This window comes from Acinetobacter seifertii, assembly GCF_016064815.1.
Classification (GTDB): Bacteria; Pseudomonadota; Gammaproteobacteria; order Pseudomonadales; family Moraxellaceae; genus Acinetobacter; species Acinetobacter seifertii.
Genome location: NZ_CP065820.1, coordinates 2870345 through 2896013, shown reverse-complemented (window position 1 = coordinate 2896013; position 25669 = coordinate 2870345). Strand labels below are relative to the sequence as shown.

The following is a 25669-nucleotide window of genomic DNA, read 5'->3' as shown; positions in this document are numbered from 1 at the left end:
GCGCATCACTGCGCTTTATTTTTTTGCATCATGCAATTTTTATTTAATATGTTGTTGTCTGCATTAGCCTGACTAAATCGGGTAATGACGCGATTGGGTTTGAATGGTAATCCAGCGTAGTTCGGTAAATTCGGCAACGGAGACTTTACTACCAAAACGTCCGTAACCACTCGATTTGGTTCCGCCAAATGGCATTTGAGCTTCGTCATGTACGGTTGCGCCGTTAATGTGACAAATACCCGAATCAATCTGGTGAGCGACTTCCAGTGCTTGCGAAATATTTTGACTAAACACTGCCGAAGAAAGGCCGAACTCGCTGTCATTTGCCAGTGCTACGCCTTCTTCAATGCTTGAAAAGCGTTGAACTGTGCATAAAGGTCCAAATGATTCTTCGCGGTAAAGCAGCATGTCAGGTTTAATATTGAGTACTAGCGTCGGTTGCATGGTGGTGTCTTCAATATGAATGCCTAAAGGTAAGTCAGCCCCTTTGTTTTGAGCATCTTCCAATAAATGCTGAATACGGTTCGCAGCACGGCGACTTTCCAAAACACCGAGTACATTGTCTTTTGAAGTTGGATTACCTGCTTGAATAGAGCGGGTTTTTTCAATCAGTTTTTCAATAAATTGGTCGGCAATTTTGTCTTGAACCAAAACACGTTCGGTCGACATACAAATTTGCCCCTGATTAAAGAATGCTCCAAAAGCGACTGCATTTACGGCTTCATTAATGTCAGCTTCATTTAAAACCACAACAGGGGCTTTACCACCCAATTCAAGTAAAACAGGTTTTAAATACTTAGCAGCAGTCTCGGCAATAATTTTTCCGACTTTGGTTGAACCCGTAAAATTAATACGTTTGACGGCTGGATGAGACACTAAACGTTCCACTATTTGTGGTGCATCTTCGGCAGTATGCGTAATTACATTTACCACACCTTCACCAAGGCCCGCTTCATGTAACACTTCACCAATGAGACGATGTGTTGCTGGACAAGCTTCTGAGGCTTTTAACACTACTGTGTTACCACAAGCCAAAGGCATAGCAAGCGCACGTGTTGCCAAAATCACAGGGGCATTCCAAGGTGCAATGCCAACAATGACACCACAAGGAACTCGCACACCCATTGCAAGATTGCCCGGCACATCTGACGGAATTAAGCTTCCGTCAATTTGTGTGGTCATGGCTGCGGCTTCACGTAACATGTTTGCAGCAAGGTGAACGTTAAACCCATACCATGTCGCAGTTGAACCTGTTTCTTGCATTCCAGTTTCAATGAATTGCTCGGTTTTTTGGTCCATTAAATCGGCTGCTTTTAACAAACGTAAGCGACGTTCGGTAGGCGAGAGTTTCGACCATACTTTAAAAGCTTGTTGTGCCGATTCGATTGCACGGTCAACATCTTCCAGTGTTGCGGCAGCAGCTTTACTGGCTACTGATCCATCAATGGGACTAGTACGCTCAAAAGTTGCCTGATTTGATGCATCAACAGATTGACCGTGAATAAGTAACTGTACATTTTGCATGGGTTGTGTCCTTACATTGCCATTAGAGAATCAAAAGTTAACCAGTACGTTTATAGCTCTGTAAACCCGGTTTAATTGATTTTTCATCTAAAAATTGTTTCAAACCTTCTTGGCGGCCATTTTCCGTATCGCGGTGGATACATTGATCAAGCTTGGCATATAAGTAGTCTTCGTTTTGATCCCAGGTGAGTTCACGACAACGCTTAAATCCATTTTTAGCTGTACGAAGAACCACAGGGTTTTTCTCAAGTAGACAGTTTGCAAGCTCAGTCACTTCTGCTTTTAACTGGGCAAGCGGTACGCTTTTATTTACAAGGCCCATCGTTTCAGCTTCTTTACCGCTAAAGGTTTTACCCGTCATGATGTAGTACAAAGATGCTCGATGACCAACAGTGTCAGCCATTGCTTTGCTTACAAGGTTACCCGGCGGGATACCCCAGTTAATTTCAGATAAACCGAAAGTTGCTTCATCTGCTGCAATTGCGAGGTCACAAGCCACTAAAGGTGAGAAACCGCCTCCAAAGCACCAGCCGTTGACCATAGCAATGGTTGGTTTTGAATACATACGAAGAAGTTGCCACTGCCAGCGACAAGAGTCACGGCGAATACGTTCTTGAAAAATTTCAGGCTGAGTATCGACTTCACGGAAATATTCTTTCAAATCCATACCCGCTGTCCAAGAGTCACCAGCACCCGTCAAAACTAAAACACGCGCATCTTGATCAAGCTCAAGAGTTTCAAGTACATCAATCATTTCACGATTGAGTGTTGGGCTCATGGCATTTTTCTTTTCCGGACGGTTTAGGGTGACCCATGCAATTCCATCTTCAACTTTAACATCTACTGTTTCCCAGCGGTTTTCATAACTCATCTTCATACTCCTTGAATGATTTTTTGCTGTTCTGGGATTTAATCTAATATCAGTTAAACTTACATTCAAGTCTTTTTTATAAAATTTCATAAATATTTTTTAATTCATTGTATTTTAAGTATTAATTATTATTTAAATTAATTTAATATAAAAATATGTTGATTTTTTAGTAAGTTTAACTGATATTTTTGGTGTGTTTAAACAATAATACACAAAGGGCTAAATGGAACGACTAGTCAATAAAGGACAACACAATGGAAAAAATATTAGGACAGCCTTCAAGGGCAAAAATCACGTTGCTACTGTGCTTTGCCATAGCAATTTTTGAAGGTTTTGATCTTCAATCAATGGGGGTAGCCGCTCCACGAATGCGGGCTGAGTTTATGTTGGACAATGCCCAGATGGCGTGGGCATTTAGTGCCGCAATTTTAGGAACACTACCAGGTGCCATATTAGGCGGCAGATTTGCCGATATTGTCGGGCGCAAGAAAATTCTGATTTTCAGTATTTTACTTTTTGGAATAATGTCTTTGCTAACGGCTTATGCTGCTAACTTTAGTTTGCTATTACTCATTCGTTTTTGTACTGGTTTAGGAATGGGTGGGGCATTACCAATGATGATTACACTTGCCTCTGAAGCTGTACCTGACCAGCATAAAGGTACCGCAGTGAGCATTATGTATAGCGGTATTCCTTTTGGCGGATTACTCACTTCTGTGGTTGCGATGTCATTGGCAGGCGATGCAGAGTGGCGTCATATTTTCTATATTGGTGGGATTGCGCCTATTTTACTCATTCCACTGATTATGCGCTTTTTACCTGAGTCAAATGACTATTTACAACGTAAAGTTCAAGCGCAAAAAACGACACCTTTTTTGGAAGTTTTATTTGCGAAAGAACGCCGTATGTCGACGATTCAGCTTTGGATAAGTTTTTTCTGTACGCTGGTGGTGCTGTACTTCTTGTTGAACTGGTTGCCATTGCTGATGGGTGCGCAAGGTCTATCAAAACTACAGGCAAACTATGTGCAAATGGGCTACAACGTTGGCGGAATTTTAGGCTCAATCCTCATGGGCGTATTGCTTGATAAATTACGCATGAGCTTTGTAATTAAACTAATTTATCTAGGTATTTTATTTTCGCTTTGTTGTTTAGCAATTTCTCCGACCGTGGCTTTACTTGCACTTTCGGCAGTGGGTTGTGGCTTATTCATTGTGGGCGGACAATCGGCATTATACGGTCTGGCTGCCATGTATTATCCAACCGAAATGCGTGGAACTGGTGTAGGTTCAGCAGTTGCAATTGGCCGTATTGGTTCTTTTGCAGGGCCTTTAATGGCAGGATTTTTACTCTCGCTTGGACAAAGCTCGACCATTGTAATTGGTTCAAGCATTCCAGTGATTTTAATTGCAGCGATCTCTGCATTACTTCTTGTCAAAAAACCTAAACAGCCTGTACATTTAGTACAAAGCTCAGGTGCTCGCTAAGTTTTAACGAAAGTATGAGGTAGATCCTCATACTTTCACTACAGATTTTCTTATGATGAATGAAAGGTTATGGTACGTTCGAATTTAGTTCCAAAAAAAGTAGAAGATGAGCCTAAGCTAAGTTACATGATTGCTCGTGTTGACCGAATTATTAGTAAACATTTAACAGAACATTTAAAAGAGCTTGAAATTACCTTACCGCAATTTACCGCACTTTCTGTTTTAGCTTCAAAAAGTAATGTATCCAATGCCAAACTTGCTGAGCGGTCTTTCATTAAGCCGCAATCGGCCAACAAAATCTTGCAAGATTTATTAGTCAATGGTTGGATTGAGAAAAAACCGGACCCAACACATGGTCGCCGTATTTTAATTACCCTGACTGAAAGCGGTATTGAAAAGCTAAATAAATGCAATGAAGTGGTTTTAAAAGTTGAAGAAAAAATGCTTGAAGGCATTGATATTAACTTGGCTTATTTAATTCGCAATAACCTCGATATTATGGTGAATAATCTTAAAAACCTTTAATTGAATGTGGTTTGTAAATTAATTTTTTAAAATCTACAGAAATGCTTAAGCACTGATTCACACAGAAAATTTATTTCATTTTGCAAATGAACTTGCTAGCATCAAAGAGACGTTTTTGGTGATGTGTGGCAGCGAATGTCTTCAGGACAACAAGTTTTACTAAAACTAAGAAAAATGATTATTTCAGGGGAACTTGAAGGCGGTGCCAGAATTGCCGAAATCCCGACTGCCGAGTTACTTGGTGTTTCAAGGCAGCCTGTTCGTATTGCCTTTCGCTTGCTCGAGCAAGAAGGCCTCCTCATTAAAAATCCAACTCGTGGTTACACGGTTCGTGAAATTTCAGAACAACTTGTTCATGATGCGCTCGAAGTACGCGGTGTGCTGGAAGGGTTAGCTGCGAAAACTTTGGCAGAACAAGGCTTAAGCGAAGAGCAGAAAAAGACGCTGCAACATTGCATTCAAGAAACTGAAAAACTCTTTAATGAAAAAGACGAGTTTGGCGATACCGAACTGGAACGTTACCATCATTTTAATGTCATTTTTCATGACACGATTATTGAGGGCGCGCAAAACGTTGCCCTCATACAAGCCTTAGCGAAAAACAACCAATTGCCGATGGCTTCTGCTCAAGCCATTACCTATGACCAGAATCAAGCTTTGTCGGAATATCGCCGTTTGCACTATGCACATTTACAGCATTGCTCGATTTTCGATGCGTTGGTACATCGTCAGGCAGGGCGTGCTGAAACCTTAATGCGTGAACACAGTAGTGTGGTGATTTTGGGTGAAACGCTAAGAAATGTTCTCAGCGCTTAAGATGAAAGAAGTTCCTTTATTTCTGAATAAAGGAACTTGAGTATTAAAGCTCAATCACAAGATTTTTAGTTTTTGCACGAGAACAGCAGGGCGTAAACTGGTCATTCAATGCATGTTCCTCATCGGTCATAAATAGATCCCGATGATCAGGTGTGCCTTCTACTACGCGGGTAATACAGGTCCCGCAAATGCCTTGTTCACATGAAACAGGAATATCAAAACCATTTGCAATTAATGCCTCAGTAGCAGTTTGCTCTGGTAATACTTTAATTCGGCGGCCCGTACCTTTAACTTCAATAGTAAAAGCTTCATCGTTAGACGTATCTACTTTTTGAGCAACAAAATGCTCTTGATGTAACTGTTCATTGTACCAGCCAGATTGTTCAGCAGAGCTCGTGACAAACTGCATAAACCCTGTAGGTCCACATACATATAAGTGTTTATCAGGTGAAGCTTGGCCTAAAGCTTCTGCCATATTACATTCTGTATCTGGCTGATCTTGAATGTGAAAATGGACTTGGTTACCAAAGTGCTCGGTTAGGTTGCCATAGAAGGCAATCATTTCATGACTACGAACGAAGTAATGTAATTCAAAAGGAATATTGGCCGACCTAAGCCGATACGCCATCGACAAAATAGGGGTAATACCGATACCACCCGCAAATAAAACCGCTTGTTTTGTTTTAGGATGGATTTCAAATAAATTGCGAGGTTCACCAATCTTTAAATGGTCGCCTTCACGATATTCAGTGTGGATGCAACGTGAACCACCGCGTGAATTGGCATCATGTAAAACACCAATCACATAGCGATGCTTTTCAGTGCAGCAGTTTGAAAGTGAATATTGGCGGGTTAGACCATTTTTAAGATGCACATCAATATGTGCACCTGCCTCAAAATTTGGTAGCTCTGTACCGTTTGCTGCAACCAATTCAAAAGCACGAATGGTCGGGGTAAGCTGGTGAATTTTTTGAATAATAACGTCCATGTTCTTACTCCTTTAAATAATCCGAATATTTGGAAACTTCTGCGCGGATGTTGCAGGAGGTGTTTTATTTTCTTCAGCAAGCAGTCGCTCAATCACTTTACGAGACTGTACACCGCCTGCGTCGATGTTGAGCATCAGTAATTTGCGATGTGGGTTGTTTAAAATATTTTGTTGTTGTTGCTCCAGCATTTCTAAATCTTCAGTAAAGATTTTGCCTTGGCCTTCACGAATTTGATCGGTGAGTTCAGCATTATCTGGCTGGAAGTTACGCGCCATTCCCCAGAAATACCAGTGCGAAGTTTCAGTTTCTGGCGTAATAAAATCGACCACAATTGAGGAAACTTTTTTGTCTTTCGGTGCGTGATAACCACCATGTCCAGCATGTGCGACACCCACTTCAATGTGAACATTACTTGGTGCAAAGAAGTGGCAACGTTGCCAACGGTCAACAGGTACATCATCAGCCAAGTGATTGCCGCGAAGGGCCATTTGCCAAAATGGAGGTGCAATCACATTTTCCATGTAGCGTTCGGTAATGACATGATCACCATCAACTTTAGTGACTGGTAATGATTCATCAATTTCTTTTTGTCCGATGCTGCTTGAGTGAACATAGGTCTCGTGGGTTAAATCCATCAGATTATCGACCATCAAGCGATAGTCACACTGAATGTGAAACAGGCCTCCGCCATAGCTCCATTCAGGATGATCTGCCCATTCTAAAGTTGGCAGTTTTGCTTCATCTGCTAAAGCTTTTTCGCCTGGCCATATCCAAATAAAACCGAACTTTTCAATAACTGCATATGCTTTGTTACAAGGAAAGCCATTTACACGTTGGGCTGGCATTGAAACGGTCTTTCCGTCACAACCCATAACTAAGCCATGATAACCACAAACAAGGTTGCCATCTTCGACATAGCCAAGTGAAAGTGGGGCACCGCGATGGGGACAAAAATCTTCAACGGCTGCAACTTGGTTTTCTTTACCACGGTAAAGAACAATTTTTTCACCACAAATAGTGCGACCTAATGGTTTGTCTTGGATTTCTTCTGGGCGGCAGGCAACATACCAAGCATTTTTAATAAACATTTGTGACGACTCCTTATCACTTATTGGATCCAATTTATAATAAATAGAAATATTGGTCAATTGATAAGCAGTATATTTTTTAAAAAATATTGATCTTTTAATTTGGTTGTTCTGTAGATTTTTAATTACTATTAAAGACTTTTGTATTTACTTTGAATTTTAAAGGCTAAATTTTTATTTATCTTAATTTGGATCCATAATGGCTACGGTTAAGCCATTATGGGAGTGTAGAGATTTAGAAATTAACAGTGTAGTGAAGCATCATGCGCTGTTCATCCAGACTTTTGCCATGTTTGGTGTCGTAGTTAATATTTAAGAAAAGAAACTTAAGATTTTTAATCCAAGCATTTAGGTCGTATTGAATCAACACATCACTTTCTTGCTCAAAATCATTTTGATTCATTGTTTGAAATGAATCGCCATAAATATATTTGTAGGTCACTTTTAGACCCTTGATGTAGTCTTTAAAGTCATACGAAGCAACGAAATGATAAGATTTTTCATCTGCTTTGGTAAACGCGCCTAAGGTCCAGTTCACCATGTGCGGAATGGGCATATTGTCGAGTTTTGGAATACCATCTTTGCCGAAGTTTTCTTGATAGCCAATTCCAGTTGTAAAGTTTCCATGTTTAATGAAATGCATGGCCCCTACAGATGTATTGTCATATTCGCCAAGCTTTGATTTGCCGACATCATTGTGGCGAAACACACGTAATTTTGTGGTGTGCTGTTTTGTCCATTGATAATCAAAAGCAAAGTAACTTTGATTAATGAGATCTGTTAAGTAACCATTGTAAAATTTCCAATGATATCTAGGTGTTTTGCCGTCCCATTGAAAGAAATAGAGCCCGTCAGATTCATGTTTTGAGATGGCAAGTTTGTGGTAGTCCTCCTCATTTTTTGGCGAATAACGGTTAATCAAACCCAACTCGAAATTTTGTTGTGGTGTCTTATATTTTAATTCCAAGCCTTTATAGTTCACCCGTAATTGATGTGTATCCACTTGTGGAGTAAGTGGTGAATCGGGAGTGATTTCACCTATATTCATGCGAAAGTTTTGATATTCAACTCCAGCACCTAAGCCATATTTAACTTGGTCTTGTGCTTGTTTTTTGGTGTTAGGGTCAAATGGTATGACCATATCATTGGTGTGTTGGTCGTTGCTTAGGCGATAAGCATATTGGATGCTTGGATTGAAGTGTAGTTGAACCTCATTCAGTTTGGTTGACCAGTCGCCACGATAAATCAAGCCTTGGCTCAAGCTATGAGTATCGGGGCTGGTGCCATTTTCATATTGTCTGTCGAAGTTAAATGTTTTGAGTGTGAGTGTATTTTGAAAATTAACATCTGTTTCACTATGAGCTAAACAGCAGGCAAGGGTTGTCCCTGAGAATAAAATCCCATAAATAAAAATATGCTTCATTTTTAAATCCGTTTAAAAGCGTTTTACTGTTCTAAATCCGACATGGCTGGTGGCAAGGTCGAGTTCCTGTGGATGCCTCGCGGCAGCACGATAACGCGCGCAATAGTTGGTTGCGCATAAATAAGACCCACCTTTAATCGTGTATTGCAAAATCTGTTCGTGACTTTGCCGATATTTCGATGGATCGCCCATATGGTGATCTCGTGGTCCTGTATAGGGTGTTTGCGTCCATTCCCATACATTGCCAATCAAGTCATACAAACCAAATGGGTTTTTACTAAAACAACCCACAGGGGCAACATCCTTAAAACCATCTTCCTGAATGTTTTTATAAGGAAATTCGCCTTGCCAGAAATTGGCTACAATATGGCCTTCATGGGTAGGGCCAATATCGGATTTTTGCTGAAAACCTTTGGCTGCATATTCCCACTCAAGCTCAGTCGGTAAGTCATGACCCAGCCAGTTTGCATAAGCGTAGGCATCATTCCATGTCACCAAGCGAACAGGTTCATGAGGCGCGGGGTGTTTAGAGTTGTTTAGGCCCCATGGATGTTTCCAATTGGCACCTTTTTCAAATCGCCACCATTGTAGTTCTTCAACTGGATGATCTGGCTTTACAAACATAGCTGCGCCGCCTTGCTTCTCTGCATCGGTGACATAACCCGTTTGTTTAACAAACTCTTGAAATTGAGCGTTGGTGACTTCAGTTGCATCAATTAAAAAAGCGGGAACTGAAGTTGCCTGTAAGTTTAATGGGCGTTCATCTTCATAACCTTGTGTGGTGCCTAAAACAATTTTTCCTTGCGGAAGTTTAACCATGCCTGCTTCTTTATTGTTAGGCCATCCCGAAGGAAGGCCTGAATAGGAAGAGCATTTAGCTTTAGTGCCTAGGTCGGGCAAAGGATTTTGTTCTAGTCGAGGTGTAGTTTTTTGGCATGCACAAAGTAAGAGGAAAGATGAAAGCATTATGATTTGTTTCATCTGGTTTTCTCTACTTTTTGTTGTATTGCTCAAAATCCACAACGCCGTTTTCATCGGCATATCTTAAATATTTGTCATTTAAGACTTTGACGATCTCAGGATGGGCTGCATAAACATTATGTTGCTCATTAAAATCTGTTTTTAAATTGTAGAGTTCCCAGCCATGACTCTTAAATTTAGAAGGTGAGTTTTCAACAAGTTTCCATTCATCAGTTTTGGCGTAGCGGCTGCCATGTAATTCTTTGAAGTCATAATAATTAACAGGACGAATACGGGCTGTATTATCTTTAAAAGCAGGAATTAAACTAAAACCTAATGGTTTGATTTTGGTACTAGTTGCTGGATAGATTTGATTATTTTGAATACCCGCTAGTTCCATAACGGTTGGGAATATATCTCTGATTGTCGCAAAGTTATTGTTAATTCCATGTTGTTTAGAAACCTGAGTTGGTGATTTAACAATAAATGGAACTCGAACTCCGCCTTCTGAAGCGGCTGATTTCCAGTAAGTAAATGGCGTACTGCTTACTTCGGCCCAGCGTGGTCCCATGTATAGATATGAGCTAGCGTTACCTATATTTTCATAGCGATTGTCGGCATCACCCATTGGGAAATTATGATCACCACCCTCAGCGCCGTTATCTGACATAAATACAATTAAAGTATTGTCATATAAATGATGCTTTTTAAGATATTGAATGACATCACCCACGCGGTCGTCTAACTGGGTGACCATGCCCGCATAAACTTCCATTTTGCGCGCTTCGTATTTGCGCTCTTGTGGTGTAAGTTCATTCCAGCTTTTGGTGCCTAAAGCTTGATTGCCACGTTCGACTGGGTATTCTGCATTTGCAGGAATTAATCCTAGTTGCTTTTGTCTCTTAAAGCGTTGCTTACGAATTGCATCGTAGCCTTGATCGTATTTACCTTTATATAAGTCTCTGTAATGAGCAGGTGCCTGTATCGGCCAGTGTGGAGCGGTATAGGCGAGGTAGGCAAAAAATGGTTTTTGCGCTTTATTTTTGTCTAAATACTCAAACGCTTTTTGTGTAAAAAAGTCGGTCGAATAGTAGTTATCAGGCAGTGTGACTTTTTGACCATTTTCTGTGTATTGGGTATTACGCGGATAGTTTTTAGGTTGGTCTTTAAAGTGTAAATCGAAGCCATCGAGCAGAGCAAAAGATTGATCAAAACCACGGGCTTTAGGGTTTTGGTTGGGAGCATAGCCTAAGTGCCATTTACCGACCATGAAGGTGTAATAATTTTTTGTCTTTAAAATCTCTGCGAGTGTGTAAGCATTTTGCGTTAAGTGCCCTGAATAGCCATCAATTTTGAGGAGTGCACGCGGGCTATCGGCTCCAACCAATTTTTCTTGTCGTTTTGACGTTTCATACATCGCACCTAAACCCACCAAGTGGTTATCTGCACCTGTCATAAGCTGTGCACGGGTAGGTGAGCACATTGATGAAGCATGAAAATTAAAAAGCATTTTTCCTTGCTTTAACAGGCTATCAATATGAGGGGTTTTAATTTCGCCGCCATAAGCGCCAATATCTGAAAAGCCAAGATCATCGGCCAAAATAATCATGATATTGGGTGGTTGTTGATTTTTTGGAGGTGCTGCTTGCGTTGTGTAAAACAATTGGCTGGCAAAAAAAAGTCCCAATGTAACCTGGCTTACTCTTTTGAGTTTCATAACAACAATCCTTTGAAGTTTCTAAATGCATCTTGCATTTCCTAGAAATAAACTGAGCTTTTTTGGCTAAAAAATGCTCTGGAATCGATCATAATAGATTTTTTAATATGGATCCATAAAAATATTCAAGCATTCTAATTTTATGTTTTTAATAATTTTATACTTATATAATTTATGTGTTTATATACTTTTTAATAATCCATTTATAATTTTAGTTGATTTTTTGGATCCAAATATTCAGTATAGAAAAAGAGCAGGATGCTCAAAAACAAATATTCCTCTAGGTCATTATGGATACGGATATGCATAACCACCCAATCGCTTATATCAGCAATGTCGTGTGTATGTCTTATCCAAGGGAGATACACAAATGGAAAGAGATGTTCTAAGTGAGATCAATCAAAACAACATGAGCCGTTACCAATGGTTCGTCATTTTGATCTGTATTTGTCTCAATATTATTGATGGCTTTGACGTGATGGTAATGGCATTTACCGCTCCATCCGTGTCAGCAGAATGGTCACTTTCAGGCGCACAAATTGGCTTGTTGCTTAGTTCAGGTCTTTTTGGGATGGCTGCCGGTTCCATTTTTCTTGCACCTTTAGCCGATAAAATCGGTCGCCGTTTACTCATCTTAGTTTGTCTTGTCATTGCAGGTCTTAGCATGCTGGGCTGTGCTTTTGTACAAAGCCACGGCATGTTAGCTGCACTTCGGTTTATTACTGGAATTGGGGTGGGTGGCATCCTTGCGAGTAGTAATGTATTGGCGAGTGAATATGCCAATGCACGTTGGCGAAGTCTTGCTGTGAGCTTAATGTCTACCGGTTACGGAATTGGTGCGACACTGGGCGGTGTACTATCACTGGCATTGATTGAGCACTTAGGTTGGCGCTCAATCTTTTTAGCAGGTGGGGTTACAACCATTGCAATGCTGCTAATTAGCGCATGGTTATTACCAGAATCTTTAGATTATTTACTCGCAAAACGACCAAAACAGGCATTAGAACGAATTAATGCAACTGTAAATCGTATGGGGCTAAACGAATTACCCGTTATGCCGCATTATGAAAAAAGCAGCACGCAAAATGGTAGTGAACTGGGCAAACTATTTGCAGGACAACTTGGATTTCAAACACTTTGTTTATGGTTTACATTCTTTTTAGTGATGTTTGGCTTTTACTTTGTCATGAGCTGGACACCAAAAATTCTTATTTCAATGGGGATGTCGCCACACCAAGGTGTAAGTACAGGTATTTTAATTAGTATTGGCGGGATTTTCGGGGCAGCCATTATTGGTTTATTGGCATCACGTATGAAAATCTTCTATGCCTTAAGTCTGTTTTTAGGGCTAACGTCTGCATGTGTTTTCCTATTTGTTGCCGTTTCATCTCAAGTGAGCATTGCACTTATGGTGGGGTTATTACTTGGCACACTCATTAATGGCTGTGTGGCAGGTTTATATTCGATTTCTCCAACAATTTATGATGCTGAAATCCGTAGTCGTGGCGTGGGCTATGCAATTGGTTTTGGACGAATTGGGGCAATTTTATCGCCAACGGTTGCAGGCATTTTTCTGGATAAAGGTATAGCACCCGCAACACTGTATGCCTATTACGGTGTGGTGTTTATTTTGGCTATTTTCCTGATTTTAAGTTTAGGTAATGCTTTTTACCGTAGTCAAAAAGAGCAAAACTACTCGCTTAAAACAGCACCTTAATCCATTAAAAATTAAATAGTTGAGATAAAAAATGAAAAAGACACCATTATGGGTGGGGGTATGCTTGTGCCCATTATTTAGTCAAGTTGTGCATGCCGAGTTTATTGCAGACAGTAAAGCTGAGCTGACACTACGTAATTTTTACTTTGACCGAGACTATAAAAAAGACCCATATCCCTATACAGCAGCCAAAGACTGGGCGCAGGGTCTAATTTTTAAAGGACAGTCTGGTTATACTGAAGGTACGGTTGGGTTCGGTGTTGATGTACTGGCAATGGCAGGTTTTAACCTGATGGGAAGCCGTGTTGATGACTATGCGCGTAGTGGCTTATTACCAGTGAATACAGATAACTCACGTGACGATTATTATGGAAAAATCGGCATTACAGGGAAGGCTAAATTTAGAAAAAATGAGCTTTTTGTAGGGGATTTAGTTCCACAATTACCAACCATATTTTCATCGCCAGCGCGTTTGTTCCCTCAGACTTATCGCGGTATTCGATTTGTTTCAAATGAAATTCCAAATCTTCAACTCGAAGGCTTTTATGTCGACGAAGTGCGTCAACGTGACTCAATCCGTTATACCGATGTTGGAACAGACAATATCAACCATCGTTTTGACAAAGCGGCAACTACTGATTCTTTTTATACATTAGGTGGAAGCTATCAGTTAAAGGATTACTGTTTACGTGCTTATCATGCCGAACTCAAAGACATTTACCAGCAACAATTTTTAGGATTTAACGGTAAACAGCCTTTAAATGACCAGCTTAGTTTTTTAAGTGATGTACGTTTTTTTAATAGTGAGGAAACTGGAAGTAAAAAAATAGGAGAAGTCGATAACCGACATATTAGCGGCCTATTTGGTTTGAACTATCAAAATCATACCGTTTCTTTGGGCTACATGCAGTCATTTGGCTCGACTGGTTTACCGTTTTTGTCGGGAACTGAAAGTCCAGTCGTGCTTGACTTTATGAGTTCGGACTATTCAAATAAAGATGAAAAAGTCTATTCGATTCGTTATGAATATGACTTTAAAAATGCCCGATTAGGTGATGTTTCATTAAATGGACTACGCTTTATGACTCGCTATGCAAAAGGTCAAGACATTGATTTGTTGCAATATGGCGACCAACGTTTTAAAGAAGAGTCGATGGAATTTGATTTGGGCTATAAAATTCCTGAAGGTAAGTTAAAAGGTTTGGGAATGCGGGCTCGTTTTTCTCACTACCGTAACGATATGCCTACCAATATGACCTTTCATTCGGCAAATGAAACACGTTTGAATGTCGATTACACCTTTAAATTTTAATGCTCAATATTTATTAAATTAAAGACAAGTTAAAACATTGTGAGCAGCAATGTTTTAACTTTAGTTATCAACTGCACAAAATCCCTCTATAATACCGCCAATCTTATTAAAGCCACTTGAGTCGTTCATTAAACACATGGCTTTAATCTCTCATTTTTTTAAGTCAATTTCTTCGCTGTGATTCGGCTTATTTTTCAATATTTAGAATTTTATGTGTCTGTGCTGACACATAAAAATATTTAGGTGCCAGCATGGAAATCAAGGTTAATTATCTCGACAATCTTCGACAGGAAGCTAAGTTCGATGACTTTACGGTAATTGCCGATCAACCAATTCGCTACAAGGGTGACGGTTCGGCACCGGGCCCATTTGACTACTTTTTAGCATCGTCAGCATTGTGCGCAGCATACTTTGTAAAAGTGTATTGTGCTGCTCGAGATATCCCAACCGATAATATTCGTTTATCGCAAAATAATATTGTTGATCCTGAAAACCGCTATAAGCAAACCTTTAAAATTCAAATTGAATTACCAGCCGATATTTCAGAGAAAGATCGCCAAGGGATTTTACGTTCGATTGACCGTTGTACTGTTAAAAAAGTGATTCAAACGGGTCCCGAATTTATTATCGAAGAAGTGGAAAGCATCGACGCAGATGCGCAAGCACTGTTATTGCCAAGCTTAACTTCAGAAAGTCATACCTATATTCAAGGTAAAGACCTGCCATTAGAAGAAACCATTGCCAATATGTCAGCTATTTTGGCAAATTTGGGCATGAAGATTGAAATCGCATCTTGGCGTAATATTGTCCCAAATGTATGGTCGTTACACATTCGTGATGCACAGTCTCCGATGTGTTTTACCAACGGTAAAGGTGCAACTAAAGAAAGCGCTTTAGCGTCTGCTTTAGGCGAGTTTATTGAACGTTTAAACTGTAACTTCTTCTATAACGACCAGTTCTGGGGTGAAGAAATTGCCAATGCCGAATTTGTGCATTATCCAGATGAAAAATGGTTTAAACCGGGTCCAAATGGTGAATTACCTAAAGAAATCTTAGATGAATACTGTCTTGAGATTTACAACCCAGATGATGAGTTACTTGGCACACATTTATATGATACCAACTCAGGTAACGTAGAGCGCGGCATTTGCTCGTTACCTTTTGTACGCCAGTCTGACGATGAAGTTGTATATTTCCCATCAAATTTAATTGAAAACTTGTACTTAAGTAATGGTATGAGTGCGGGTAATACTTTGGCAGAAGCTCAAGTTCAATGTTTGTCTGAAATTTTTGAACGTGCTGTAAAACGTGAAATTTTAGAAGGTGAAATCGCACTTCCAGATGTTCCTGAAGACGTATTAGCAAAATACCCAAGTATTGTTGCTGGTATTAAAGGTCTAGAAGAGCAAGGCTTCCCAGTATTAGTTAAAGATGCATCGCTAGGTGGTCAGTTCCCAGTAATGTGTGTGACTTTAATGAATCCGCGCACGGGTGGGGTGTTTGCATCTTTCGGTGCGCATCCAAGTTTTGAAGTTGCGTTAGAACGTAGTCTGACTGAATTACTTCAAGGCCGTAGTTTTGAAGGCTTAAATGATTTGCCTCAACCAACTTTCCAAAGTAATGCGGTCACTGAGCCGAACAACTTTGTTGAGCACTTTATTGACTCAAGCGGTTTGGTATCTTGGCGCTTCTTTAGCTCTAAATCTGACTATGACTTTGTTGAATGGGATTTTTCTGGCGAAGGCGAAGAGTCGAACGCAGAAGAAGCTGCAACATTGTTCGGCATTCTCGAAGAGATGGGCAAAGAAGTATATATGGCAGTGTACGAGCATTTAGGTGCGACTGCTTGCCGTATTTTAGTACCAGATTATTCAGAAATTTATCTTGTTGAAGATTTGATTTGGGATAATACCAATAAAGCACTTTCATTCCGTGAAGATATTCTAAATCTACATCGTTTGGATGATGAACAGCTTGAGGCATTGGTTGAGCGTTTAGAAGAATGCGAGTTAGACGATTACACAGAAATCACCACGCTGATTGGTATTGAGTTTGATGACAATACAGTTTGGGGACAGCTCACCATTTTAGAACTGAAATTGCTAATTTATGTGGCTTTACAACAGTTTGAAGAAGCAAAAGAGCTTGTAGAAACTTACTTGCAATACAACACCAACACCGTTGAGCGTGGCTTGTTCTATCAGTGCATGAACGTGGTGCTTGAAGTGATGTTAGATGAAGAACTAGAGCTTGAAGACTACCTTACGAATTTCCGTCGTATGTTTGGTGACACACGAATGGATGCAGTATTAGGTTCTGTCGATGGTAGCGTTCGTTTCTATGGTTTAACACCAACAAGCATGAAACTAGAAGGGCTTGATCGCCATTTACGTCTGATCGAGAGCTATAAAAAATTGCATGCAGCTCGTGCTAAAGCCGTGGCGATGTAATTTAAAAAGCGAAATAAAAAAAGCCTATTTTTAAATAGGCTTTTTTTATAAAACAACTTGCTAGTTTAAGCAGAAGCTTTGGTGATCTCTATGGTTTCTGCCTCTACTCTATGATCTTGTTGCTCACCCAAAGTATGTTTAGCCGGAATATAAGACATTGCGCGTTCTGCAAGAGCTGTAATGGTAAGACTTGGATTAACGCCTAAATTGGCACCTAACATTGAACCATCTACAACGTATAAATTTTTATAGTTAAAGACACGGTTTTGTCCATCTACCACGCCGCGCTCTGGGCTTGAGGCGATTGCGCAACCACCCATACAGTGGGCTGTAAAAGGCACGTTAAATAAAATTTCGGTAATGGTTGTCATAGGATGACCATTGAACATTTTGGCAACTTTTTCGGTAAATGCATTGGCCTGCGGAATATACACAGGGAGTTTTTTACCTTCGCTCGATAACACCTTGCCAAAAGGCCAGAACCAATTACGTTTCAAGCGCATGTTAATTGAGGCATCAGCGGTTTGCATCACCAAGAAAATTAAAGTCTGGCGTGCAAAACTGACAGGGTTACTCATGCGAAGGAAAATAAATGGATGGCAAATAAGTGCCCATAGCCAAAAGAATATACGTGTCCAACCCGGTTTGCCTTTAGCCATGTAAGTACACATGAGGCCCATGGCATCTGAGCCAGTTTGGTAACGTGTCGCTTCAATGTGGGTGTCATGGTCAAGGTAAATACTTGAACCAATGGCAACACCTTTACTCATGTCGACATCTTTACCAAAAAAGCGAACGCCTAAAATAGACTCGGCATTGGTACGTACTCGGTTGCCCAAGTCATCAGAAATATTTGGCAGAGAACCAGACTGTTTTAAACGGAATAACATCTCTTGTGTCCCTAAAGAAGATGCCGAGAAAATCACATTACGAACTCGCCAAGTACGACGCTGTTTGTTAAACCATGAGCTTGAACATTCAGTCGTAACTTCATAGCCATCGCTGCCATCGGCTTTACCATTGAGTGGTTTCACATTAACGACTTTGGTTTCTTCGTAAACCTTGGCACCATTTTTTTCGGCAAAGTACAAATAGTTTTTATCTAAGGTATTTTTTGCGTTGTGTTTACAACCCGTCATACAGCCGCCACATGCGGTACAGGTTCCGCGGTCTGGACCTTCGCCGTTAAAGTACGGGTCAGGATAGGTTTTACCACCTTGTTCACCTTCGGGTGGAAAGAAAGTTGCAACGCGCGTCGGCTTAAACGTATGCCCAACACCAACTGCTTCACCCATCTTTTTTAGCATATGATCGGCAGGGCCGAAAATTTTATTATCAGTCACACCAAGCATACGTTCTGCTTCAGCATAGTGCTGCGGCATTTCATTTTTCCAGTCCGCGGCATCTGCCCAAGTGCCTTCATCCCAAATATGTTCAGGTGGAACCAGTAGGGTATTGGCATAGGTAATTGAGCCACCACCTACGGCGTTCCCGCAAATAATGGTGACATGGCGAAAAAAACGCATGTTGAAATAACCGAAAAGTTTCATGCCCGGGCGCCAAATCCAGCGGCGGGTATTCCAGTTATTTTTAGCAAAATCTTTAGCTTCCCAGCGTCGCCCCATTTCCATTACAGCAACAGAGTAGCCCTTTTCGGTTAGACGGCAAGCGGAAACACTACCACCAAAGCCTGAACCAATAATGAGGTAATCATAGTCATAATTGTTTGTTGTCATGCCGAGGACTCCTCTCTGGCGATATTTTTATATTGACTGTGTATGTTTATCAATGAATTGCCCAATGCGCTCAATCGAGTCATTAGATTCATTTAGTATACCCGCGTGGAACTGAAAAACATGCCCGACTCGGTCATAAACCTTCAAGTTCGTCGGAATACCGTATTTTTCAGTTTGTTTAGCAAGGCGTTTTGCATCATCTAATAAGACTTCTTCGGTACCGACATGAATTAAAACAGGTGGTAATCCAGTTAAGTCGGCATAGAGTGGGGAACAGGTTGGATCGGTTACCGATTTTTGTTCGCAATAGTTTTTTGCACACCAAGTTAACCAATCTTCTGACAACATCGCATCTTGAGCAGCATGAGTTTTCATCGTGCTTCCAGAGAGGCTTAAGTCAACCCAAGGTGAAAGTAAAACTAACACCGCTGGTAACGGTAACCCTGCATCCCGTATTGTAATTGCAGTACTTAAACTCAGTCCGCCGCCAGCAGAATCCCCAGCAATCACAAGTTTTTTCGGGTCTTGTCCTTGAGCAAGTAAGACTTTATAAACCGCAATTACATCTTCAAGAGCAGCCGGGCTTGGGTGTTCAGGGGCTAGTCGATATTCAGGTAACCAGACTTGTGCTTGAGCTGCATGTCCAATTTGAGCAGCAAGCTTAGTGTGACTTTTTGAGCTACCCACGACATAGCCTCCGCCATGTAAATACAAGATGCCGAGTCCTGATTGAGTCGTTTTGGGCTGAATATGGACTGTCGGTACTTGAGCAATTGTTTGCTTTTTTGTTTTATAGCCACGTGGCCCAAGCACAATTGCACTGGCTGCATCGCTACAAAAACGTTGTAGCTTTAGTGGGATTTTAGGGGATAAAGCTGGACGTAGCGTGGTACGAATAGTCCATGCAAGAAGCTGCTTCATAATAAGGACTCATACTAAGCCTAATGTCAGTCAGCATCTCTTAAAATGAAGAGTATGCTGACCACTATTTTTATTTTGCTGATTTGTTGAGTAGGTGAGTTTGCAAGGCAGTCACAGTTGCAAAAATCTTTTGGTAACCCTGTGGAAGAATACGTTGAATCACATCAACGGCTTTCGCATCGGCTCCGATCAGTAAACGGCGACGGTCTTTACGAACAGCTTCTAAAATTTGTTGAGCTGCATCTTCAGCAGGGGTGCGAAGTAATTTATCGAAAGCATCTTGGCTTTTTAGCGGGTCCATTCCTAAAGACTGGACGCTATTGTTCATACGGGCAGCTTTGGCAATATTGGTACGAATACCACCCGGATGCACACAGGTCGCACTCACTCCAGCATTTTGTAGATCGAGTTCTTGGCGTAGGGATTCAGTGAAGCCACGAACGGCAAATTTACTGGCATTATAAGCACTTTGAGTTGGTTGAGCTGTTAAGCCAAACATACTAGAAATATTAATAATATGTCCGTCACCACTTTGCTTTAAGTAAGGCAAAAATTCTTTGGTGCCATAAACCACGCCCCAAAAATTAATCCCAATGAGCCATTCAAGATCTTCATAGCTCACACCTTCAGCTGTGCTGCCTATTGCAACACCAGCATTATTAAAAATCAGGTTAACTTGGCCATGTTCATCTACAACTGCCTTTGCCCAAGTTGCAACCTCATCACGCTTAGCGACATCGACTTTCTGAGTGGTTACTTTGACTGAATAAGGCTTTAACAGCTCGACTGCTTTCGCTAATCCAGCTTCACTAATATCGGAAAGTGCCAGATGGCAACCTTGTTTTGCGAGTGCTATAGCAATTGCTTGTCCAATACCAGAGCCAGCACCTGTCACAGCTGCAACTTTATTTTTAAAAGACTTCATAAAATTCTCCGTTTATTTTTCTCATTTCCTATGGTGAAGCTTGTTTAAGAAATAGCCGAAACCTGCGTGTAGTTTTCAACATCGAAGCGACGAGTACGTTGTCGATATTCAAGAGTAAAACCTGGCCAGTTATTGGTATTTTTGCCATCAGCAGTTTGGTACCAACTGGTACAACCTTGCGCCCAGACAGTTTTTTTTATTTTTTCTTGAATGCTTTGATTAAACTCATGTTGAACTTCTGCACGAACATTGGTGAACAGAAGTTTGTTTTGTAGGGTTGTTTGAATGGCATCTAAAATATAATTCACCTGACTTTCAATCATATAGACAATTGAGTTGTGCCCAAGATTGGTGTTTGGACCATAGAGCATAAAGAAGTTTGGAAAGCCGCTCACAGTTAAACCGAGATAAGCTTCTGCACCATCTTTCCATGTGTCTTTTAAGGTACGACCATCAAGACCTGTAATCTGCATTGGCGCCATAAACTCTGTTGCGGCAAAGCCTGTACCATAAATAATGGTGTCGACTTCACGCAGATTTCCTTCAGTATCTAAAATACCGTTTTCAGTAATTTCTTGAATGCCAGTATTAATCACGTCTACATGAGGCTGGGTCAGTGTTTCATACCAATGGTTAGAGATTAAAATACGCTTACAACCAATTGGATAATCCGGCATTAAGCGGTGGCGCAACTTCCCATCTTTAACGACTTTACGGATGTGGCGCTGGAATAAATATTCCACCAAAGGCATTTCATTAAGTGAAGTTGTAAAAGCAAGTAGGCGAATTTCATGATGACCATATTGCAAAGCACGGTCTAGACTTTGCAAAATCGGCAGTTTACGGAAAGCTTTTTTCTCTAAAGGTTGGTAAACCCGATCTGGTTTAGGAATAACATACGGTGCCGAACGTTGATAAACGTCTAGATGTGCTACTTGTTTTGCAATTTCAGGTACGAACTGAATTGCGCTTGCACCTGTACCAATCACAGCAACACGTTTGCCAGTTAAGTCATAATCATGATCCCAACGCGCTGAGTGAAATGCATTACCTTTAAAGGTTTCAATCCCTTTAAGTTTTGGATAAGCAGGGCGGTTAAGTTGGCCTACAGCGCCCACTAAGAATTCAGCCTCAAACTGTTCACCTGTCGTACTTTGGATGTGCCATACACCTTGCAGAGCATCAAATTCTGCACTGGCTATTTCAGTATTAAATTGAATATGTGGGCGAATGTCATATTTATCGGTGCAGTGGCGTAAATATTGATAAATCTCTTGAGAGGTTCCGTAGCGATTTTTCCAACCCAGCTCTTGTTCAAAAGAAAAAGAATACAGATGAGAAGGCACATCGCATGCAGCACCCGGATACGTGTTGTCACGCCAGACACCGCCGACATCAGCAGCTTTTTCAAATAGGGTAAATTGTTCAAAACCTGCTTGCTTGAGACGAATGGCAAGTCCTAGACCACCAAAGCCAGTGCCAATAATGGCCATGCGTACATTTTTATTTGAATTAGTCGACGAATTAAACATGGGCTGCTCTAAATCCTTAAAAACAGTGAGCGAAAAATCGCAATTTCCTGTATGCAGAATAGACGTTTATTTGCTTGATTTAGAGGATGGATGAGGACAAAATATTGTGATTCGAGGACATTCTGAGCAATACAGTGAAGTATGCATGGGCTTTTGAACGCAGTGTACATAGTGTTCGGTTAATGGCTGATTTTGCGGTGGAATCAGGCATTTCTTATCAGACGATTTTAAAAGGGACTGGGCTTAGTCAACAACAATTACTCGACCCAAATATGGTGGTGACAGGCCATCAGGAATTACAGCTCATTCAAAACTTGGTTGAGCAACTAGGAGACAGACCGACACTAGGCTTAGAAGTAGGTACACGCTATCATTTCACCACATTTGGGCCATTAGGTATGGCTCTGATGAGTAGTGCTAGCATTCGTGAAGCACTAGATTTGGCTTTAACCTATTTTACTTTAACTTTTGCGTTTACCCGCTTTGATGTATCCGATACACCACAGGGCGTTCGCATTGAAATTGATGAGCAAGATATTCCCTTATCAGTTCGTCAATTCATTATTGAACGAGATGCCGCTGCGCTGATTACGGTACAGCGAGATTTGGTGCAGGATAACTTTTGCCAGTATTTGGCTTTTTCTTTTCAACCCAAAGGTGATGTTCAGCCTTATCAAGACTTATTTCGCGTAATACCAGCATTTGGCTCAGCTAAAAGCTTTGTAATTCTTGATCCACAAAAAGTAGATCAAAAGCTACTTATGGCAAATGATTTGGTGCTATATACAGCCGAAGAACAGTGCCGCCAAATATTGGAGAAACGCCAATCACAAAATAAATTTACAACCTTGGTGCAACAGCAACTTATGAATGTGCGAGGGGAAATGCCTTCTATGGAAATAGTCGCTGACCGATTGCATTTAAACGTGCGTACTCTACGCCGTCACTTGGCGTTAGAGGAAATGACTTTTATTCAAATTCGTGAAGAGGTTAGGCAAGTTCTAGCAGAGCAGTATTTGGCATTACCCAAAACTTCGGTTGAACAGATTGCCGAGTGGCTAGGCTATGCAGAACCTGCCAGTTTTATTCATGCTTATAAAAGATGGCATGGGAAAACACCTCATGCCATGCGGTTAAACAACCAATAAAAATATCTTTATTTCTTCAAACGTAGATGCAGTAAGCGTGTTGCCGATGTATGGCGTATATTGTCTGCGCGATTATAAAAATAACGTTCAGTAATAGCTTCACCAGATAGGTCTTCTACGACTTCAAAACCCATTTTTTCAACGGCCTGATGTAAATCTGAGGGTTTAAATTGGCCTAATAAAGGTTCTTTCAGTAAATGGGTAAACTGTGCAACGCCTATACTTCCAAGTCGCTCAATACCCTTTAATTCCTGAAAATCAGTTGAATAATCGAGTACTAGTTCACTACCGTTTGTAGCAAATTCGGCAATACTTTTTAAAGTTTGCAGGGTGGTTTCGGGGTTTAAATAATGAGTTGTGCCTAACCATGAAAAAAAAGCAGGAGCAGATGAATTATAGATACTTCTAGTCAGAGCTTCTGAAATAGATTCTTTTTCAAAGTTAATGGCAACAAATTCAATCGTGGAAGGGAGTTTGCCTAGCTTTTTTAGCTTGGCCTGTTTAGTCGCTTGAGTATCTGGATGATCGACTTCAAAAATTTTTAACGTTGGATAATGCTGTGACTCACGTAGTACAAAAGAGTCTAGACCCGCCCCAACCAAAACATATTGGTGAATGTTGTGTTGAACAGCCTGATCCAGTAAATCTTCGGCATAACGAGAGCGACCGACCACTTGCCCAGTAAGTAAACCTAAAGTACGATTTAAAACCGAAGAATTCATCACTTTAACAATCAGTGGGTTAGAGAGCAGTTTTTTCCAGCCTTTACTCGTTAGTTCAAAAGCATAAGGATCTGAAAATACAGGGTTCGTCGTATTTTTAAAGTGATTTGCGCGTAAGGCTGCAGCAGCTTCGGCAGTACGGCTTGATTGACCTTCTTTCATCTTTAACCTGTTCTTTTATTTCTTGAAGATTCAATGAAGAAAGCAGTGTATTTTATAAAAAACAAAAATACACTGCTCATTCCTAATAACGGATTTGGTCAAAATTACAAGTTAATGTGTTTTTGACGTTTGATATGTGACTTCATAATCTTTTAAATCTAGCTTTTTCAAACGTTGTTTTAGCTTTTTCAATGACCATGGCCATGCAGCAAAGTTGCGACCGTTAGCATCAAGATAATAACTCTTACATCCGCCGCTATTAAATACCGTTGTTTGTAAGTGCTTTTGCACCAAGTCGTTGTGCTTTTTAATTACATCGGACTTAACGTTTAACTTGCTAATTCCTTTATTTTTAATTTTCAATAAGCCATCTACGATATAGTCGAGTTGTGCTTCTGCCAAACCAATAAACGAGTCATAAACCAGTACGTTAGGACCTAAAATTAAAAATGCATTCGGCACATTTTCAATGTTGGTTCCTAAGTAAGCTTCTGGTGAAGTGTTTTTCCATAAATCATTTAAACGTTGTCCTTTTTCATTAAACACACGTTTACCGATTGGTGGGTGAGATACTTCAAAGCCTGTACCCCAAATAATCACATCAACTTCGTGGCGTTCACCATTTGCAGCAATAACAGTATTGCCTTCAACTTTTACTAAACCATGAGGAATTAGAGTCGTGTTTGGTGCTTGTAGTGCAGGGTAGTAGTTATTGGCAAATAAAATACGTTTACAGCCAATATCAAAATTAGGCGTTACGTTTTTGCGTAATTCAGGGTCTGCAATTTGAAGTTTAAGTAATTGCTTGCCGAGTACATTGACTGGTTTTAGAGCAAGTGGATTACGTAAACCAAAGTTAATTGCATTTAGCGTTAGCGCTACACTTTTACGCCAGCTCGCTTGAATAGATGGATATTTTGCAATGACGGATTTACTCAACTCGCCCAAGTCAGTATCTGGTTTTGGCAGCACCCAAGGAGCTGTACGTTGGAACACAAATAGCTCTTTTGCTTTGGGTTGAATTTGTGGCACAAATTGGATGGCAGATGCACCAGTACCAATCACGGCAATACGTTTACCAGTTAAGTCATAATCATGATTCCATTTCGCTGAATGGAACATTTCACCTGTAAATGTTTCTAAGCCTTCAAGACGTGGAATTTGAGCTTCGGTAATTGGACCTGTGGCAAAAATAACGGTTTTAGATAAATATTGGCCAGTAGTGGTATCAAGTACCCATACATGACGTGAGTCATCCCAAGCTGCGTTAAGCAACTCGTTGTTAAACTCGATTTTAGATGTAACATTAAATTCGTTACTTACGTCTTCCAAGTAACTTAAGATTTCTGGTTGGCGTGCAAATAAATGGCTCCATTTTGCACTTGGGGCAAACGAGTAAGAATACAGAGCTGAAGGTACATCACAGCCACAACCTGGGTAGGTATTTTCACGCCAAGTACCACCTACACGTCCTGCTTTTTCAATAATTTTGTAGTTGGTATAGCCAACTTGGTCGAGACGAATCGCTGTTGCAATACCTGAAATGCCAGCGCCCACAATAAAAGTATCGAAAATATGCTGAGGTGAATTGACAGCTTTTTTTGCTGATGCATTTGTTTTCATTTGAGCAGTCATATGTGTACT

Annotated in this window: 20 protein-coding genes; 7 read left to right on the top strand and 13 right to left on the bottom strand. The window is 40.6% G+C overall.

The genetic code is table 11. The features are described 5' to 3' along the window. Nucleotides 1-72 precede the first annotated feature (72 nt). Nucleotides 73-1524 carry an aldehyde dehydrogenase gene (locus I8T81_RS13395; protein ID WP_198071424.1) on the bottom strand — a complete coding sequence of 484 codons (1452 nt, stop codon included), beginning with the start codon at nt 1522-1524 and terminating at the stop codon, nt 73-75. Between the two features lie 37 nt (nt 1525-1561). After that, nucleotides 1562-2401 carry a p-hydroxycinnamoyl CoA hydratase/lyase gene (locus tag I8T81_RS13390; RefSeq protein ID WP_169538806.1) on the bottom strand — a complete coding sequence of 280 codons (840 nt, stop codon included), beginning with the start codon at nt 2399-2401 and terminating at the stop codon, nt 1562-1564. Nucleotides 2402-2649: 248 nt separating this feature from the next. Between I8T81_RS13390 and mhpT the strand changes: the two genes are divergently transcribed. From mhpT to I8T81_RS13375, 3 genes are all read left to right on the top strand, one after another. Next, nucleotides 2650-3882 (top strand): 3-(3-hydroxy-phenyl)propionate transporter MhpT, encoded by a 1233-nt coding sequence (mhpT, locus tag I8T81_RS13385; RefSeq protein ID WP_174742927.1) that lies wholly within the window; start codon nt 2650-2652, stop codon nt 3880-3882. A 69-nt stretch (nt 3883-3951) separates the two neighbouring features. Next, nucleotides 3952-4407 carry a MarR family winged helix-turn-helix transcriptional regulator gene (locus tag I8T81_RS13380; RefSeq protein WP_107973148.1) on the top strand — a complete coding sequence of 152 codons (456 nt, stop codon included), beginning with the start codon at nt 3952-3954 and terminating at the stop codon, nt 4405-4407. Nucleotides 4408-4530: 123 nt separating this feature from the next. Further along, nucleotides 4531-5223, top strand: a complete 693-nt coding sequence (locus I8T81_RS13375; protein ID WP_198071423.1) for a GntR family transcriptional regulator — start codon at nt 4531-4533, stop codon at nt 5221-5223. A gap of 43 nt (nt 5224-5266) precedes the next feature. On the opposite strand, the gene I8T81_RS13370 is transcribed toward I8T81_RS13375, so the two are convergent. The 5 genes from I8T81_RS13370 to I8T81_RS13350 all read right to left on the bottom strand — a co-directional run bounded on the left by I8T81_RS13370 (nt 5267) and on the right by I8T81_RS13350 (nt 11400). Then, nucleotides 5267-6211 carry a PDR/VanB family oxidoreductase gene (locus I8T81_RS13370; protein WP_198071422.1) on the bottom strand — a complete coding sequence of 315 codons (945 nt, stop codon included), beginning with the start codon at nt 6209-6211 and terminating at the stop codon, nt 5267-5269. 12 nt (nt 6212-6223) lie between these two features. After that, the gene (locus I8T81_RS13365; protein ID WP_198071421.1) at nt 6224-7300 is read right to left on the bottom strand and encodes an aromatic ring-hydroxylating dioxygenase subunit alpha; all 1077 of its coding nucleotides are present in this window, start codon (nt 7298-7300) and stop codon (nt 6224-6226) included. A gap of 235 nt (nt 7301-7535) precedes the next feature. Next, nucleotides 7536-8723 (bottom strand): OprD family outer membrane porin, encoded by a 1188-nt coding sequence (locus I8T81_RS13360; protein ID WP_198071420.1) that lies wholly within the window; start codon nt 8721-8723, stop codon nt 7536-7538. Between the two features lie 12 nt (nt 8724-8735). Next, nucleotides 8736-9689 carry a formylglycine-generating enzyme family protein gene (locus I8T81_RS13355; RefSeq protein WP_198072779.1) on the bottom strand — a complete coding sequence of 318 codons (954 nt, stop codon included), beginning with the start codon at nt 9687-9689 and terminating at the stop codon, nt 8736-8738. 25 nt (nt 9690-9714) lie between these two features. Continuing rightward, nucleotides 9715-11400 (bottom strand): arylsulfatase, encoded by a 1686-nt coding sequence (locus I8T81_RS13350; RefSeq protein ID WP_198071419.1) that lies wholly within the window; start codon nt 11398-11400, stop codon nt 9715-9717. Between the two features lie 370 nt (nt 11401-11770). Here I8T81_RS13350 and I8T81_RS13345 point away from each other — a divergent pair, with 370 nt between their 5' ends. From I8T81_RS13345 to I8T81_RS13335, 3 genes are all read left to right on the top strand, one after another. Then, on the top strand, nt 11771-13117 hold the full coding sequence (locus I8T81_RS13345; RefSeq protein ID WP_198071418.1) for an MFS transporter: 1347 nt from the start codon (nt 11771-11773) through the stop codon (nt 13115-13117). A 31-nt stretch (nt 13118-13148) separates the two neighbouring features. Further along, the gene (locus I8T81_RS13340; RefSeq protein ID WP_198071417.1) at nt 13149-14429 is read left to right on the top strand and encodes an OprD family outer membrane porin; all 1281 of its coding nucleotides are present in this window, start codon (nt 13149-13151) and stop codon (nt 14427-14429) included. Nucleotides 14430-14680: 251 nt separating this feature from the next. After that, nucleotides 14681-16879, top strand: coding sequence for an OsmC domain/YcaO domain-containing protein (locus tag I8T81_RS13335; RefSeq protein WP_107973620.1), 2199 nt, complete (start codon nt 14681-14683; stop codon nt 16877-16879). 65 nt (nt 16880-16944) lie between these two features. On the opposite strand, the gene I8T81_RS13330 is transcribed toward I8T81_RS13335, so the two are convergent. The 4 genes from I8T81_RS13330 to I8T81_RS13315 all read right to left on the bottom strand — a co-directional run bounded on the left by I8T81_RS13330 (nt 16945) and on the right by I8T81_RS13315 (nt 21993). Next, complete coding sequence (locus tag I8T81_RS13330) at nt 16945-18615, bottom strand: GMC family oxidoreductase (protein ID WP_198071416.1); 1671 nt, start codon at nt 18613-18615, stop codon at nt 16945-16947. Between the two features lie 27 nt (nt 18616-18642). Continuing rightward, nucleotides 18643-19536, bottom strand: coding sequence for an alpha/beta hydrolase (locus I8T81_RS13325; RefSeq protein ID WP_198071415.1), 894 nt, complete (start codon nt 19534-19536; stop codon nt 18643-18645). A 70-nt stretch (nt 19537-19606) separates the two neighbouring features. Then, complete coding sequence (locus I8T81_RS13320) at nt 19607-20461, bottom strand: SDR family NAD(P)-dependent oxidoreductase (RefSeq protein ID WP_198071414.1); 855 nt, start codon at nt 20459-20461, stop codon at nt 19607-19609. A gap of 44 nt (nt 20462-20505) precedes the next feature. Then, on the bottom strand, nt 20506-21993 hold the full coding sequence (locus I8T81_RS13315) for a flavin-containing monooxygenase (protein ID WP_198071413.1): 1488 nt from the start codon (nt 21991-21993) through the stop codon (nt 20506-20508). 134 nt (nt 21994-22127) lie between these two features. On the opposite strand from I8T81_RS13315, the gene I8T81_RS13310 reads away from it, so the two are divergent. Further along, nucleotides 22128-23141, top strand: coding sequence for an AraC family transcriptional regulator (locus I8T81_RS13310; protein ID WP_198071412.1), 1014 nt, complete (start codon nt 22128-22130; stop codon nt 23139-23141). Nucleotides 23142-23149: 8 nt separating this feature from the next. On the opposite strand, the gene I8T81_RS13305 is transcribed toward I8T81_RS13310, so the two are convergent. Then, nucleotides 23150-24025, bottom strand: a complete 876-nt coding sequence (locus tag I8T81_RS13305; RefSeq protein WP_198071411.1) for a class I SAM-dependent methyltransferase — start codon at nt 24023-24025, stop codon at nt 23150-23152. A gap of 111 nt (nt 24026-24136) precedes the next feature. After that, the gene (locus I8T81_RS13300; RefSeq protein WP_068934834.1) at nt 24137-25660 is read right to left on the bottom strand and encodes a flavin-containing monooxygenase; all 1524 of its coding nucleotides are present in this window, start codon (nt 25658-25660) and stop codon (nt 24137-24139) included. Nucleotides 25661-25669: the final 9 nt, after the last annotated feature.